The organism is Pedobacter westerhofensis (assembly GCF_900182595.1).
Taxonomy (GTDB): Bacteria; Bacteroidota; Bacteroidia; order Sphingobacteriales; family Sphingobacteriaceae; genus Pedobacter; species Pedobacter westerhofensis.
Window position 1 is genome coordinate 117,017 of sequence record NZ_FXTN01000015.1, and the last position, 15,622, is coordinate 132,638.

Below are 15,622 nucleotides of genomic sequence, written 5' to 3' on the forward strand. Positions count from 1 at the left end.
ATGTTTTTCTCGATCATTATCCCCTTATACAACAGGCCGCAGGAAATAGATGAACTGCTGGCAACGCTTGCGCTGCAGACCTATCCGCAGTTTGAAGTGCTGGTGATCGAAGACGGCTCTTCGCTGAGCGCAAAAGATATTGTAGAAGGATATGCTGATCAGCTCGACATCAGCTATTACTATAAAGAGAATGCAGGGCAGGGATTTGCCAGGAACTATGGTTTTGAACGGGCAAAGGGCGATTACTTTGTGATCTTTGATTCTGATTGCCTGATTCCGCATGACTACCTGGAGATCGTTAAAGACTACCTTTACGACCATGACCTGGACGCCTACGGTGGCCCCGATGCAGCTCATGAAAGTTTTACCGATGTTCAGAAAGCTATCAGTTATGGCATGACTTCGGTATTTACCACAGGAGGGATCAGGGGCAATAAAAAGCATGTGGGGCAGTTTCATCCCAGGAGTTTCAATATGGGAGTTTCGCGCGAAGTCTGGGAAAAAGCCGGTGGTTTTAAGATCACCAGGCTGGGTGAGGATATAGAATACAGTATCCGGATCCATGAAAACGGTTTTAAGATCGGGTTAATTCCCGGTGCGCGGGTTTTTCACAAAAGAAGGACCAGCCTGATCCAGTTTTACAGGCAGATCCATTTCTTTGGACGTGCCAGGATAAATATTTATAAACATTTTCCGGCTGAATTGAAACTGGTGCATTTCTTTCCGGCGGTGTTCACATTGGGCATCATGCTGGTGCTTTTGCTGAATATTTTTTATCCGCCACTGGGACATGTTGGGAACGTATTCCTTTTGGTATACTTTATGTTGATATTTTTTCATTCCCTTATCCTTAACCGTTCATTAAAAGTTGCATTTTTGAGCATCATATCCTCATTTATACAATTGACAGCCTACGGCCTGGGATTTATTCAGGATTTTATAAAAAGAATAGTACTTAAGCAACAATGATAAATTTTTTAAAAGAGACTACGTTTACGGTTAATGAGGTAATAGGTAAATCCTGGGACCTAACCAGGCGTCATTATTTTTCTATTTCCACCTTGTGTTTTCTGATGTTTATTACGTCGAATGCCTCCGGACTGATGGCTTTTTTAATCAAGGATGTGAATAAGGGGCTTAGTGCGCTGATGGCTTTCTTTTTTATCATCATGTACTTCACCATCAACCTCTCACTGTTAAAATATATCTTTCATTTGCTGGACGATGAGGAACATGATGTGAGTATCGTGAGCACACTGCCAACCCGCCAGCAGATTATCAGGTTTGTGGTAGGGATGCTTTATTTTATGCTGGTGATTATCGGCGTGTACTGTGTAGTAATCCTGGTTGCATTTCCGTTTATCTACACAGGGATCAGGATGCCCGTGATCACCAATATCGCCATAGGCGTAGGGGTGGTTGCCATTTTCATTACCTGGGTAAGGATTTCCTTCTTTCCTTTTTTTATTATCGATAAGAATGAACCGCCCTTTGGATCATTGAAGTTCAGCCTGGCAATTACTAAGGGCAATTTCACCAAAATATTGCTGCTGTTACTGGTCCTTGGCGGATTTTATGTCCTGTGCCTGGTGCTGATCGCCTTACAATATCCTGTGATCGCATTTTTTGTTAATATTTTCAGTTCTTTTATTATCGTTCCATTATCAAGTGTGGCGCTCACGATTGCCTACAGGAAGATGATGAGCGAATATCAGGGCGATGAAAACCCGGATATTATTCACAATATAGTTTAACCTGTTTATGGGATTAAAAGCGGCATTAAGTAAACAGTTTGCGGCCTTTGTTGTAAGGAGCGTTGCCAAATGGAAAAAGAATGCGGTTGCGGCGCAGCAGGAAACCCTTCTGGCCTTACTGGCGGCTGCAAAAGATACAGCTTTTGGAAATGACCATGGTTTTGCAGCAATCAGAAACTACGAAGATTTTAAGAAACAGGTTCCTGTGCGGGACTATGAAGAACTGCGCCCTTATATTGACAGGGTAGTTGCGGGGGAGAGGGATGTCATGTGGAAGGGCAAGCCTGCCTATTTTGCGAAAACATCTGGTACTACCTCGGGCGCAAAATATATTCCTATTTCCAGGGAGTCGATGCCGGAACATATTAAGGCGGCACGTAATGCCCTGCTTACCTATATCCATGAAACCGGCAATGCCAGCTTTGTAAACGGCAAAATGATCTTTTTGCAGGGCAGCCCGGTGATGACGGAGAAAAGTGGCATTAAGGTAGGCCGGTTATCGGGCATTGTGGCCAATCTTGTGCCTGCCTATTTACAAAAAAACAGGCTCCCTTCCTATGCTACCAATTGCATCGAGGACTGGGAAGAAAAGGTGAATGCGATCGTAGAAGAGACCTACTGTGAAGACATGACCCTGATATCGGGTATCCCGCCCTGGGCACAAATGTATTTCGACAGGCTGAGCGAGAAATCCGGCGGAAAGCAGATCAAAGATATCTTTAAGAATTTTCAGCTGTTTGTTTACGGCGGGGTAAATTACGAGCCCTACCGTGCTAAAATAGAAGCAAGCATCGGCAGGAAGATCGACACGATTGAGACTTATCCTGCATCTGAAGGATTTATTGCTTACCAGGATAGCCAGGCCGATAAAAGCCTGCTGCTGCTGGCAAAAGCAGGGATGTTTTACGAGTTTATCCCTGCAGATGAATATTACAATGACAAGCCTTCGCGCCTGAGCCTTGGAGAAGTAGAGCTCGGCCAGAATTACGCTTTGATCTTAAATACAAATGCAGGGCTATGGGGCTACAGCATTGGTGATACTGTTAAGTTTGTCTCTAAAAATCCATACAAGATCCTGGTTACGGGAAGGATCAAACATTTTATCTCTGCCTTTGGTGAGCATGTGATTGGCGAGGAAGTAGAACAGGCATTACTGGCCGTAGCAAATGAAGAAGGGGTAGGTATTACAGAATTTACCGTAGCTCCCCAGGTGAACCCTGAGCCGGGAGAACTTCCTTATCACGAATGGTTTATCGAATTTGCCGATGTGCCGCAAGACATCGTTGCCTTTGGTAAAAAAGTAGATAAGGCCTTGCAAAAGAAAAATATTTACTACTTTGACCTTATTGAAGGTAAAATTTTGCAGCCGCTGATCATCCGGCCCTTACAGAAGGATGCATTTGTAAACTACATGCGTGCCGAAGGTAAGCTTGGCGGACAGAACAAAGTTCCGCGGTTATCAAATGACAGAAAGATTGCAGACGACCTGATTAAAATGATGAATAAGATTTGAAAAATATAACAATACTGGGGTCTACAGGCTCTATTGGTACCCAGGCGCTGGAAGTGATCCGGGCAAACCCGACATTATATCATGTAGTTGCGCTCAGTGCTAATTCCAATGCCGCATTACTGATTGAGCAGTCGATGGAATTTCTGCCCGAGGTGGTGGTGATCACTGATGACAGTAAGTATGCTGCGGTAAAATCGGCCCTGGCCGGATTGCCGGTTAAGGTACTTGCCGGAGAAGCTGCGCTATGTGAAGCTGCATCCCTGGAAGGTTCAGACCTGGTGCTTACTGCCCTGATGGGCTCCGTTGGTCTGCGCCCTACCATTGCTGCTATTGAAGCAAAGAAAACTATCGCGCTGGCCAATAAAGAAACATTGGTAGTAGCGGGAGAACTGATCACTCGTCTGGCTGCGCAGCATGGCGTAAAGATCATCCCTGTAGATTCTGAACATTCTGCGATTTATCAGTGCCTGACAGGTGAAAGACTGGATACCATTGAAAAAATTTATATCACTGCTTCGGGCGGCCCGTTCAGAGGCAAAGACAGGAATTTCTTAGCAGGAGTAACTAAAGAACAGGCATTAAAACATCCCAACTGGGTAATGGGTGCCAAAATCACTATTGATTCTGCTTCATTAATGAACAAAGGACTGGAAGTGATCGAAGCCAAATGGCTGTTTAATCTGGATATCAGTCAGATTGATGTGATTGTACATCCACAATCTATTGTACATTCTATCGTTCAGTTTAATGACGGGTCAATGAAGGCTCAGCTGGGCTTACCGGATATGAAACTGCCTATCCATTATGCCATGGCTTTTCCAGAAAGGATAGAGAGTAAATTTCCAAGGTTTAATTTTTTGGATTACCCTGAATTTACTTTTGCAAAAGCGGATATGGATACTTTCCGCAATCTCGGCCTTGCCTATACGGCACTGGAAAAAGGTGGAAACATGCCATGCATCATTAATGCTGCCAATGAAGTGGTAGTGGATGCCTTTTTGAATGATCAGATCGGCTTTCTGGGGATGAGCGACGTAATCGCAAAATGTATGTCTGATTTGCCTTTCATCGCCGAACCGGGCCTAGATAATTATTTAGAAACAGACGAGCTTACACGTATATTTGCCCGTGAGCTTGTAACAAAAAAACATTTAGCGATCTAATTTTTAATAATAAAACATACAATAGAAATATATGAACGGATTGATTATGGTTGCCCAGTTATTATTGGGATTATCAATATTGGTAATCTTGCACGAACTGGGGCATTTTCTTGCAGCGAGGGCTTTTGGTATTAAAGTAGAGAAGTTTTATTTATTCTTTGATGCCTGGGGCGTAAAGCTGTTTAGCATTACCAAAGGAGGAGTGGAGTACGGTATCGGATGGCTGCCATTGGGCGGTTATGTGAAAATAGCGGGAATGATAGATGAATCGATGGACAAAGAACAGATGGCCCTGCCTGCCCAGCCCTGGGAGTTCAGGTCTAAACCGGCATGGCAGCGTCTGATCGTGATGCTTGCAGGTGTATTTGTAAACATCGTTGTAGGGATATTTATCTTCTGGATGCTGACCTTCAAATTTGGTGAAACGTATATCGCAAACAGCTCTGTAGTAAGTGGAATAAACCCGGGAGTGATCGGAAAACAGATCGGCCTGAAGCAGGGCGACCGTGTGATTGCTGTAAACGGAAAGAAAATCGTTCGCTTCGAAGAGCTGCTGAGCTCTAAAGTGCTGATGGGAAATACCAACCTAACGATCAGCCGCGAAGGTAAAACGTTGGATATTAAAGTTCCTGATAATATTCTGAATAAGGTGGCTGATCTGGGGATCGAGGAATTTATTAGCAGAGCACCGCTACAGACAAGTACGGTTGATACCGTAGCACCTGGAAAAAGTGCATTCCGCGTAGGCATGCAAAAGGGCGACCGCATTGTGGCAGTAAATGAGGTTCCGGTGAAATATAATGTGGATGTGATCCGTGAGCTGAAAAGAAAGAAACCCGGTAAACTGATGGTAGACGCCTACCGCAGCAACGAGCTTCTCCATTTTGAACTGTCAACTGATAGTGCAGGTACGATTGGTATAGGTTTCAATTTCGACGAAGTGAAGGAAGAAACAATCAATTATGGTCTTTTTGCAGCTTTGCCAATAGGGGTGAACCAGGCATGGACCTCCTTTAGTGACAATGGAAAAGGGATATGGAAAGTACTGAGCGGTAAAATCAAAGCTGACAAGGCATTCTCCGGGCCTGTAGCCATTGCACAGAAGGTGTATGGTGGTGTCTGGATCTGGTCGCATTTCTGGGCTTCTACTGCATTAATTTCTATTGCGCTGGCATTTATGAACCTGCTGCCTATACCGGCTTTAGACGGGGGGCACGTAGTGTTCCTGTGTGTAGAAATGGTGAAAGGAAAACCACTGGGAGATAAATTCATGGAGACCGCGCAGATTGTTGGTTTTGTGATGCTGTTGTCGCTGATGGTATTTGTGATTGGGAACGATATTTTTAAGGCATTTATCAAGTAATCCGATATATGAGCACGTTATCCATTTTTAAGAAAGTAGCTATTGCCGAAGGTGTTTCGTACCTGGCTTTGCTGCTGATCGCTATGCCGTTGAAATACTTTGCAGGCATGCCCCTGGCAGTGAAATATACCGGATGGGCACACGGGTTGCTGTTTGTGCTTTATGTTATATTCGTGATCATGTGTGCCATGGAGTATAAATGGAAATTTGGTAAGATCCTATTGGTGTTTTTTGCGTCGTTGTTACCTTTTGCACCCTTCATTGTAGAGAAACGTTTGCATGAAGGTGCTGAAGATCAGATAAAAGTATAATATTTAAAATAAGGCTTGGATATATAGGCCTGAATTTATACATTTGCATCCCGCTTAATAAGCAATGCCCAGTTGGCGGAATTGGTAGACGCGCTGGTCTCAAACACCTGTGGGAAACCGTGCCGGTTCGACTCCGGCACTGGGTACTAACCGGACTCTTGTCCAAATTGATTAAGGATTGCTCATCAAAAAGCAGTCCTTTTTCTTTGATTTTCAGTAAGTTATCGTGAAATGTAGGATTAATAAAAGCGGTTCTAAAAGCCCCTTCACCCCATGTCAGATTATCTTTGAACACACCTCTAATCAACGTTTGCTTCTGAACAATGTTCCCTTTATCGTAAATGTCATGTAGTTTGGACATATAAGGCATGAGACGTTCTTTTATATTCTCATCAGTAAGTATTAATGATTTATGATTACCGTTAATAGAAGATTCTAAAATGGCCTTATCCTCTTTAAATTTTTTAAACCAAGTCTGATAAGTTGAACTCTCAATCTCATTATTCATCAACCGCTCTTCTAGCTGGTATATTTTTAGATTTAGTTTTTCTAATTCCTCAATAGCTCTTTGATGTTTTTCTTTTTTGAGCTTCATTGGCTCTGCCATCAATGCTTTAGCCTTCTCTATAAGAAATTGTATGTGATGCTCTTTAAAACTTAACGCTTTTAAAACCTTTTCAAATTTTTCATGGATTAGAATCCCAGGTACGTTTACGCTTGTATGTTTAGTGCATCTATAATACAAATAATAGTCCTTACGCCCTTTTGTCCAGCCCGCAGTCATGCTTTGGCCGCACCAGCAATAAAGAACACCCCTTAGTGGGAAATCTTCGGTAGGCTGTACCCTTGTCCTTCTCTTTCCTGCATTCAGCATTTTTTGAACAAGCCAATATTCAGTTTCCGGAATAATAGGCTCATGAATTGCCTTCACATACTTTTCTGGTAGTTCTTTTAAAGAGGGAACTTTTATCAATCCAGCATATACACAATTATGCAATATATCCTGAATCGCTGTATTACCCGTATATTTAAAGCCAAGTGATTTCGCATTCTTGTAAATAATATAGGGAGGTATTCCTAATAGGTAATCATGAAAAATCTTCTCCACTACCTTTGCTTGTTCACTATTTATCTCTATTAAATTCTTTTTGGTGCCGTCTATAATGTTATTATAGCCATATGGGGCACGGCCAAGATAACGACCACTTTCTTTAGCATTCCTCACGCCTTGCTTCGTTCTCTGCCTTATATTGAACAACTCCTTGTTGGCCATCAAATAATCAAGTGCTCGTTTCATGAAGACATCAGGATCAGAAGTGTCTAAATCTAATCTCTCCGTTGTAGCTAAAACTTTCACACCATATTTTTTTTCTAATTCAGCTATTTTCATTAAAGCTTCAGGTAGATTTCGGCTGAAGCGGTCATGATCCATTACAATAAGATATTGACAGCGCCCTTTATATTTTTTAATAAAGTCTTCTAAAGCCTTGTAATCTGGACGATCAAATGTATAACTACTTTCTCCATTATCTTTGAATAAACCACTTAATTCAAGTTTATTCCTTCTGCAATATTCTTTAATTGAAGATTCTTGATATTCTAATGATTTTGACTGGTCTTTTGAACTTAGACGCATATATCCAATCGCATTCATATTTCCTCCTTTAAAATGATTTCAACAATGATTTCTGCTATTAAAGTTAGTAAAATATCTTCGCTTTGACTAATTTTATGGCCATTATTTTTGCCTAAATTCTCTTCAAATTCCGACTCATTGGTCATATTCTCTACAATCAAAATCGGGTTTCTATATTCAACTTCATTTTCCATCTTAATAGTATTAAGCATGCAAGAAACTGTTTCTGGATGTTTTGATTTGACAACTACCTAAAAGGTTGTCATATAATTTTTTGATTCTGCATGCGTCAGATTAAATAAAACCCTATAAGATGCAGACTACAATTCGTTTATATGCCTGGCAGAATATATGGCCAGTACCATTATGTACCACCTAATTAATGTAATTTTATGCCATTTATATAGTTTATATTAGACGATGTGAATTTCCGTTCCTGTCAAAAAAATAAATCTTAAATTATATATCCCTAATCCATGTTTACAGCTAGCCCACACTATATAATTGCCATTGGCGCTTCTGCGGGCGGTATGGAAGAAATCAATACTTTTTTTGACCATACGCCTTTAGACGGTGTTTCTTATGTCATCATTCAGCATCTGTCACCTAACTTCAAGAGTAGAATGGTTGAACTATTAGCGAAGCATAGTAAGATAACTGTGGAGCAGGCAGAAGAGGGGATGTTGGTTGAAAGTAACCGGGTTTATCTTATCCCAAGTGATAAGCTGATGACGATAAAAAATAGCAAGCTATATTTGACTGACAAAGAAAAAACTAAAGGACCTCATTTAACAATCAATACCTTTTTCAAATCACTTGCGGAAGATAGTGGGCAAAAGGCCATAGGAATTGTCCTGTCAGGTTTGGGTTCTGATGGTTCGGACGGCATAAGGGCAATAAAAAGTGCTGGCGGTATGGTGATGGTACGTAATCCCGAAACTTCTGAATTCAACAGCATGCCTGCTCATGCCATCGGAACAGGATTAGTGGATTTTGTTCTGGAACCATCGCTAATGCCAGGCGCCATTGAGGATTATGTAAAAAATGAAGGTACAATAACGATTGAGCAACATGATGATGAAAAGAACCTCAAAGAGATTATTGAGTTGATTAAGCAGAACTCAACGCTTGACTTTTCCGATTATAAGCTACCTACCATACTTAGAAGAACCAAAAGAAGGGCTTCCTATGGCAATTTTTCAACCCTGGGTAATTATCTTCATTTCCTGAAAGCAAACCCTGAGGAGCTAGAAGCTTTGAGTAAGGAGTTTTTGATCAGCGTCACCTCATTTTTTAGGGATAAGGATGCGTTTGAATGTTTAGAAAATGAGATACTTCCTGACATTATTAAAAATGTCGATTCCAATGGAGAACTAAAAATATGGGTTGCAGGCTGCGCAACTGGTGAAGAAGCATATTCTATAGCCATCCTAATAGCCGAGCAGCTAACTGGAAATCTTGCAAATACCATAGTGAAAATTTTTGCCACCGATATCGATAGTGCTGCATTGATACATGCCGGTAAAGCTGTGTACAGTAAAAGTATAGAAAATAATGTCTCTGCTAATAGACTAGAAAAATACTTTGTGAAAGAAGGCGATAACTATAGGGTAAAGCCGGTAATCCGCAAGATGTTAATTTTTGCCCAGCATGATCTGGTTAAGAATCCTCCTTATTGTAACATGGATTTGATCAGTTGCCGTAACCTAATGATATACATGGCTCCTGTATTACAAAAGAAAGTATTTGCGATGTTATTGTTCGGACTTAAAAAAGATGGATATTTATTTTTAGGCTCCAGTGAAAATCCACTCCCAATTATTAAAAGCTTAGAAGTCACCCATAAGAAATGGAAAATTTATAAAAATCTGGAAACAAAACGCGGTATTAACTTGAGTGCTTTTTCCATGCCGGATATTATGGATACCAAACGAAATACGTCACATTCCTCACGTGATACTGTTTATAAGGATACAAACTTTGCATTATTAGACGCAATGCATGAAAGCTTAGCCAGCAGCCAGAGATACTTTTCTGTGTGTATTAATGAAAATAATGAAGTGATAAGATCCTATGGGGACTCCACAAAGTATTTGTTAAATAAACATTTCAGTTCGGATCTGGTAGAACTCTTACCTAAGCCTTTGGCTGTGGCTTTTAATATATTAAGCAGGCAAGTGCTGAAATCTAATGAAGCCGGCACAGTTGGTGGAATAAACATCAAACAGCTTGAAAACATAATTAAAGTAAGTATTTCGATAAGCCCTTTACTACTCAAAGAGCAGGAGAAAATGCTGCAGGTAACTTTCAGTAAGGATAACTCTGTTACAACTGCATTGTCTAATAATTCCATTGTAAATGAAAAAATCTATCTGGACAGGTATGTCGTTAATCTCGAAGAGGAACTGAAGGAATTGAAAAACATGCTTAGCTCCTCTAATGAAAAGATTGATGCTTCCAATGAGAATATGCATTCTTTTAATGAAGAGTTGATTTCAGCAAATGAAGAGATGCAGAGTACGAACGAGGAGATGCAATCAGTAAATGAAGAGCTTCATACGATCAACACGGATTACCAATTAAAGAATAAAGAACTGTTGGAGATTAATGATGATTTAAACAATTATTTCCGAAGTAATGTTAATGGCCAATTATTTATTGATAATGACTTGCGGTTAATGAAATTTTCACCGAGTACAACAAATCAGATCAATCTACGTGACAGCGATATAGGCCGGCCCTTAAGCAATATTTCAACCAATATAAAGTTTGAGACCATTATTGATGATGTGAAGAGAGTGTTGACCGAGGGATGTGTCATTACCAAAGAAATTGAAACAAACGATGGAAAATGGTATCAAATGATGACTATGCCCTATATCCAGCAGGCTGATGACCGAAATAATGGCGCTATTATCACATTTAACGAAATAACGGAATTAAAAAAAGTCCTGCAGGAATTAAACATTAGTAGTAAAATGCTAGGTTTGGCAATAGATTCGGCAGATATAGGTATTTGGTCAATCAACCTGCAAACTCAGAAATTCACTCCTTCTCCGCGTCTAAGAGAGCTGTTCGGGTTTCAAATTGATGACGCCATCAGTTATGAAGAGACCATCTCCCGGATCGACAGCCAATACCAAACCTTAGTGACAGATGCATTTAATGCTACCATGACTCATGGAATAAAGTGCGATGTTGAATTCCAAATAAGAGGTATTCATGATGGAAAACTTATTTGGTTGAGAGCAGTAGGCGACCTGTCGCACGAACCTGACGATAAAATAGGTTACTTTACGGGGGTTTTACTGGATATTACCATCCATAAACAGGATGAGATTCGGAAGAATGATTTTATTGCGATGGTCAGCCATGAGTTAAGGACTCCAATTACATTGCTTCAGGCGTACATACAGATGTTAACTTCCAGGGCACAAAAAGCAAACGATGAGTTTAACATCACGAGCCTGGAAAAAGCACATAGGCAGGTTAAGAAGATGAATACAATGATCAACGGATTTCTAAATGTAGCAAGCTTTGAAGCAGGCAAGATTTACTTGAATCTGCAGGTTTTTGATATAGATGCCCTTATGAATGAAATAGTTGAGGAAGCGTCTTTACTGAACACAACCCATGAAATTGTGCTGCATAAATGTCCTGTATTAAATATTACTGCAGACCGGGACAAAGTTGGGCAGGTGATCAATAACTTTCTAAGTAATGCAGTAAAATATGCTACAAAGGGGAGTCGAATTGAACTTGATTGTGTCGAATTGGATGGGATGGTCCAGATAAGCGTACAGGATCAGGGCGATGGGATAAAGCCGAAAGATCAGGCGAGAATTTTTGAAAGGTATTATAGAATTGAGAATGAGAATAGTCAAACCATCTCAGGATTTGGTCTGGGCCTTTATCTTTCTGCTGAGATTATTCAGAGGCATCATGGCAAAGTTTGGGTGGATAGCACTCTTGGGAAAGGATCTACCTTTTACTTTAGCTTGCCGTTAAACAAATAATATTTCAATCTTTTAAAACTGTCAATAATAATTTAATGAATCTATAATTATTATTGACAGATCCTTACAGGTTGTCAAAGACTTATTTATTGTAAACTCAATTTTGGCTTTGAATTAAATAACAAAGTCATGAAGAGACCACAAAAAATGCTTTTTAAGGCCAGCAATTTTTTAGGCAACTTCCAGCCAAAATCAACAAGATCAAAGTCGAACCCCGTCCCCGGATCAGAAAATTGTTAAGGTCGACCGTACTGTTGAACCTGTTTAAAAACCAATGGAAATTGATGAGCAACTTTGTACCAAAATCGACTAGCCTATAGGGATATTTTAGAAAATTTATTAACTCATTCCGAAGGTCTTTGCGGGCATCAGGTGATCTGCGTAGAAGCTTTAATAGCTAGCAGATACTGGCAACGTGCTTTTGCCTGGTATTATCATAGCGCTTTTTATTCCGAGCCTTTACTGTAATGCCATGGTTTTATAATATAGATCTTATATAAATCCATAGTAGAACTTTAACTTACACATGATAATTCATACCAACTTCCGCAAGCCCTTCATATAGCCCAAATGTAACCCTTCGTGAAAGTTATTACATTCAAATGCATCTTGTATTGAAGATAAGTGAAAACCGATACCTGTTATCCTGGTATTATAAGTAACAAAAAGACCTTTTGCATAATCCTGTTCTGTTTTGTCTATGAGGGAGATCAAAAGATATTTGAATTCATCCACTTCACTCTGGGTAACAGGTACTGTAGGTTTAGTGCCAGATCTATACCGATTAAACATATCATCTGGAATATAACCCTGCAAATTGGCGCCTTTGTAAACCAACTTCTGCTGGGTGACTAATATATGCCCAATGTTCCAAATCAAATTGTTATTAAACCCATTTGGGATTTTATTAAGTGTTTCTAACGAACAGCTTTCAAAGAAATCCAAGTACATTCTTCTACCTGCAGTCCATGCTTTAAATACTGATTTCATTTATTTGTTGATATTTATGTATAATTATGAGAAAGGTACTAAACTAAGATGATATGCGCTATTCTAATAACCTGAAACGAAGATGTACATGTATGGTATTATTTGTCTGATGATATATTCTGCTTAATAAGAATACATGTATAATGTGTTATGAGGATATAGGAGTCAAGCAAAATAAACATCATTATGGAGGTCACAACTAATGCTTTGGATATTTTCTTTAAAAATATTAATATTTGCATAATAAAAACGCTGAGTATGAGGTCAAAAAACAAATGCGGATTAAAAGATTATAAAAAAGCCTTCATCAAATTTAGCGGTTTGGAAGAAAGTAGTTTCCAAATTAAGAAAGATTCTGGTGCACTGGTACTTTATGAAGGAATGACTTACCGGGTCTGCCACTACGATGACCTTTTGGAAGAATTTAAGACCTACTTTAAAAACGACTATACACTTATTTATACTGAGACGCCATTTGATTTATGGGCAATATTGTTTGAAAGGCACCATGAAATCACAGACGACGACCTGATTATTGACATATTCAATGCCTGGAGCGACTATTGGAAACATGAAAAGGTACAGTTTGTAAATAAGCACACCTATGAAAATGCAAAAGCACGTTCACGGGAGGAATTCAATCAGCTGGTAGATCAACTACAGAAGGCACCCGGAAATTTTATAACAAACGCGATAGAGATTTCCGACATAACATTGATACCGGTAATAGCACTTTCATTACGGAGCCGTTTCAAAATAGAGGAGAATTTTTATAAGGAATGCGTAGATATTCTGATCGAAGAATTTCCAGACTTGTTCGCCAGTGATGGAAACTTTGATCTTGTGGAAATCGAAACCATCGATTCTGACGCTGAACCATTTTATATTTATAAACCTGACTACGATTACGGAGATTAGCTACGGTACGCGAGCGAATATTTTAACTGCATTGACAAAGAATCTACCTTATAATTTTTATATCTCTTATTGCACTCTCTACATTAAATTACTGATTTTAGCACGCTGACGATAACCTTAATTACTATACTATCCACAGATGCTCAACCCTGATCTGGTCGGTAGCAGGGGTAACGTTGGCAACGTTTGACGATAGACCAAATTTTTATGCCATAAAATCATGTGAAAGTTACTATTTTTTGCAGAATTATACCTTATTGTTATTTTTGTCTTAAGCTAGATTAGCACAATATTAATTGCCACATATATGAGGAGAACTTTTTTCATAGGCGTATGCAGCATGGTTTTTGGATCTGCAACACATGCACAATATGTCCAACCGGAAAGAAACGATACAGTTTATCTAATGCCTAAGGCCAATTTTGCCGGAGCCGTTGCAAAAAAGATGATAACAGAAGGTAATTCTACCATCAAGGGTATTGCGTTCACTAAGCCACCCGCCATGCAGCGTCACATTGGTGGAAAAAATAAAATCGTTGCTGGGCATGTCAAAATTGCCCTTTTCCCTCTTACACCTTATTTTGAAGAATATTTAAGACTAAAAAAAGAGCAAAATCCGAAGAAGCTAAAATTTGCCTTCATGTCCTCTGATGCATACAAATGCAGGCTCGAGGTCATCACAAACAGTTCGGGCGAGTTTACCTTTTTTAATTTAAAGCCTGGTAGTTACTATATTGAAACGGTGGTAGACTGGTCGCAGACTAGATATTATGACAAGTACGTTGGAAGCGGAAGCTCTAACTATGGCACCACGGATTATTATTCAAAGCAATCATATAATGACCATCATAGCGATTATTTAAAAAAAGAAGTTGAGATTAAAACAGAGGGCGAGGTGGTTGATATAAAATTAAATTAATTTTATTGTACTGTGTTGCACCCTGCGTCGGCGATTCTTTATGCTTTGATCATTAATGGGTTAGTTTTGTTTAAATAGACGTTAATCGTTCTATTTCTGAGTCACCCTCTTTTTCGTAGACAATTATTCATTTTTTTTGGACGTTTTATTAATTTCTATCATCAGGCTCATCTTGCACACTCCCTGACATAAACTATTACGGTGTCTTCTAGCGATTTAACGGTTGCCATACAATATTGAACAGACATTGGGATTCTTTCAGGGCTAAGGCTGACCGTAGGACTATCTACACTGTTGAGAGGTACCAAATGCAATTGATATCAGGTTTTGGCATAGGCCTACCCTTACATGCACGAGTTATCCTGCAACACGATAGAAAAAGTTAGGTAGAATTGATACAACAATGAATTCGATCATTTATTCCATTTTGCCATTATGGCAATCGAATAGTAAATAAACGGATTTTACCTAAATGTCCGCACACACCATATTGAGGTGATTATCTGCGGCTGGCTGATCTACAAAAAATTCCCGACTGCTAGTAGCCGGGAATTTTCCCCAAAACACTTATATAATTTATTTCTGTAAATTTTTCTTGGCGGTCACTTCATTCCTTACCTCCTGTGCCAAAGTTTTGGCTTGTTGCAGGGCATTGCGCAACCGAGTACCGGCTGCCTTGTTGTTTTTTTCGAAGAATGCCGTAGCATCGCTTTCCGCTGACAGGATCAGCTCTTTCAATGTCTTGAATTTTTCCATGTTCTTGATTTTTATGTTTAACAAATGATTAATTAGAAATTTGAACAGCAAATGTAGGGTTTACTGAGTTATTTCTCAGATAGGTTCATATGGCTAAAGTTATTAATGTTTATGCGGTGGAATCTTTGGATAAGCATAGTCGTAAGAAATAGGCAATTATAAACGCGCGTCAGGGAAAGTGGACTAAGCTTCACATGAAGAAATCCATCCATTTCGGCCATAAAAGAAGGACATGTTATCTGATTATCAAGGTGGGCAGATTTACTAATCCACAGCGTTGTCC

The 15,622-nt window shown here is 39.6% G+C and carries 12 protein-coding genes, 1 tRNA gene and 1 pseudogene; 10 read left to right on the top strand and 4 right to left on the bottom strand.

The features are described from left to right. The 7 genes from FN831_RS24845 (at position 1) to FN831_RS24875 (ending at position 6,250) form a co-directional block, all read left to right on the top strand. Positions 1–969 carry a glycosyltransferase gene (locus tag FN831_RS24845; protein WP_142530922.1) on the top strand — a complete coding sequence of 323 codons (969 nt, stop codon included), beginning with the start codon at positions 1–3 and terminating at the stop codon, positions 967–969. Then, entirely contained in the window at positions 966–1,754 is a 789-nt protein-coding gene (locus FN831_RS24850; protein ID WP_142530923.1) for a hypothetical protein, read from the top strand. Before FN831_RS24845 ends, FN831_RS24850 begins: the two co-directional genes overlap by 4 nt. Before the next feature lie 7 nt (positions 1,755–1,761). Beyond that, the gene (locus tag FN831_RS24855) at positions 1,762–3,267 is read left to right on the top strand and encodes a GH3 auxin-responsive promoter family protein (protein ID WP_142530924.1); all 1,506 of its coding nucleotides are present in this window, start codon (positions 1,762–1,764) and stop codon (positions 3,265–3,267) included. After that, positions 3,264–4,430, top strand: coding sequence for a 1-deoxy-D-xylulose-5-phosphate reductoisomerase (locus tag FN831_RS24860; RefSeq protein ID WP_142530925.1), 1,167 nt, complete (start codon positions 3,264–3,266; stop codon positions 4,428–4,430). Before FN831_RS24855 ends, FN831_RS24860 begins: the two co-directional genes overlap by 4 nt. Before the next feature lie 31 nt (positions 4,431–4,461). Beyond that, a complete protein-coding gene (gene rseP, locus FN831_RS24865; RefSeq protein WP_142530926.1) occupies positions 4,462–5,793 on the top strand; it encodes an RIP metalloprotease RseP in 1,332 nt (443 codons plus the stop codon). A gap of 8 nt (positions 5,794–5,801) precedes the next feature. Beyond that, a complete protein-coding gene (locus FN831_RS24870) occupies positions 5,802–6,104 on the top strand; it encodes a DUF3817 domain-containing protein (RefSeq protein WP_142530927.1) in 303 nt (100 codons plus the stop codon). Positions 6,105–6,170: 66 nt separating this feature from the next. Beyond that, positions 6,171–6,250 (top strand) — tRNA-Leu (locus FN831_RS24875). A 731-nt stretch (positions 6,251–6,981) separates the two neighbouring features. Here the strand turns inward: FN831_RS24875 and FN831_RS28505 are convergent. Together FN831_RS28505 and FN831_RS24885 are read right to left on the bottom strand one after the other, a co-directional pair. Then, positions 6,982–7,758 (bottom strand): annotated as a pseudogene (locus FN831_RS28505) (recombinase family protein); the annotation flags it as partial. Next, complete coding sequence (locus FN831_RS24885; protein WP_142530928.1) at positions 7,755–7,934, bottom strand: hypothetical protein; 180 nt, start codon at positions 7,932–7,934, stop codon at positions 7,755–7,757. The gene FN831_RS24885 and the pseudogene FN831_RS28505, both read right to left, overlap by 4 nt. A gap of 282 nt (positions 7,935–8,216) precedes the next feature. Between FN831_RS24885 and FN831_RS24890 the strand changes: the two genes are divergently transcribed. Then, positions 8,217–11,756 (top strand): chemotaxis protein CheB, encoded by a 3,540-nt coding sequence (locus FN831_RS24890; RefSeq protein ID WP_142530929.1) that lies wholly within the window; start codon positions 8,217–8,219, stop codon positions 11,754–11,756. Between the two features lie 534 nt (positions 11,757–12,290). Here FN831_RS24890 and FN831_RS24895 read toward each other — a convergent pair. Continuing rightward, positions 12,291–12,746, bottom strand: a complete 456-nt coding sequence (locus tag FN831_RS24895) for a DinB family protein (RefSeq protein WP_142530930.1) — start codon at positions 12,744–12,746, stop codon at positions 12,291–12,293. A gap of 258 nt (positions 12,747–13,004) precedes the next feature. Here FN831_RS24895 and FN831_RS24900 point away from each other — a divergent pair, with 258 nt between their 5' ends. Together FN831_RS24900 and FN831_RS24905 are read left to right on the top strand one after the other, a co-directional pair. Then, the gene (locus FN831_RS24900; RefSeq protein WP_142530931.1) at positions 13,005–13,664 is read left to right on the top strand and encodes a hypothetical protein; all 660 of its coding nucleotides are present in this window, start codon (positions 13,005–13,007) and stop codon (positions 13,662–13,664) included. Positions 13,665–13,971: 307 nt separating this feature from the next. After that, entirely contained in the window at positions 13,972–14,583 is a 612-nt protein-coding gene (locus FN831_RS24905; protein ID WP_142530932.1) for a peptidase associated/transthyretin-like domain-containing protein, read from the top strand. 576 nt (positions 14,584–15,159) lie between these two features. Here FN831_RS24905 and FN831_RS24910 read toward each other — a convergent pair. Then, a complete protein-coding gene (locus tag FN831_RS24910) occupies positions 15,160–15,339 on the bottom strand; it encodes a histone H1 (protein WP_142530933.1) in 180 nt (59 codons plus the stop codon). Positions 15,340–15,622 lie beyond the last annotated feature (283 nt).

What these genes read in the sequence shown, in the direction of transcription:
- FN831_RS24905 (WP_142530932.1), top strand. Translation starts at nt 13,972, where the DNA reads ATGAGGAGAACTTTTTTCATAGGCGTATGCAGCATGGTTTTTGGATCT.
- FN831_RS24855 (WP_142530924.1), top strand. Translation starts at nt 1,762, where the DNA reads ATGGGATTAAAAGCGGCATTAAGTAAACAGTTTGCGGCCTTTGTTGTA.
- FN831_RS24850 (WP_142530923.1), top strand. Translation starts at nt 966, where the DNA reads ATGATAAATTTTTTAAAAGAGACTACGTTTACGGTTAATGAGGTAATA.
- FN831_RS24870 (WP_142530927.1), top strand. Translation starts at nt 5,802, where the DNA reads ATGAGCACGTTATCCATTTTTAAGAAAGTAGCTATTGCCGAAGGTGTT.
- FN831_RS24885 (WP_142530928.1), bottom strand. Translation starts at nt 7,934, where the DNA reads ATGGAAAATGAAGTTGAATATAGAAACCCGATTTTGATTGTAGAGAAT.
- FN831_RS24900 (WP_142530931.1), top strand. Translation starts at nt 13,005, where the DNA reads ATGAGGTCAAAAAACAAATGCGGATTAAAAGATTATAAAAAAGCCTTC.
- FN831_RS24895 (WP_142530930.1), bottom strand. Translation starts at nt 12,746, where the DNA reads ATGAAATCAGTATTTAAAGCATGGACTGCAGGTAGAAGAATGTACTTG.
- FN831_RS24910 (WP_142530933.1), bottom strand. Translation starts at nt 15,339, where the DNA reads ATGGAAAAATTCAAGACATTGAAAGAGCTGATCCTGTCAGCGGAAAGC.
- FN831_RS24845 (WP_142530922.1), top strand. Translation starts at nt 1, where the DNA reads ATGTTTTTCTCGATCATTATCCCCTTATACAACAGGCCGCAGGAAATA.
- rseP (WP_142530926.1), top strand. Translation starts at nt 4,462, where the DNA reads ATGAACGGATTGATTATGGTTGCCCAGTTATTATTGGGATTATCAATA.
- FN831_RS24890 (WP_142530929.1), top strand. Translation starts at nt 8,217, where the DNA reads ATGTTTACAGCTAGCCCACACTATATAATTGCCATTGGCGCTTCTGCG.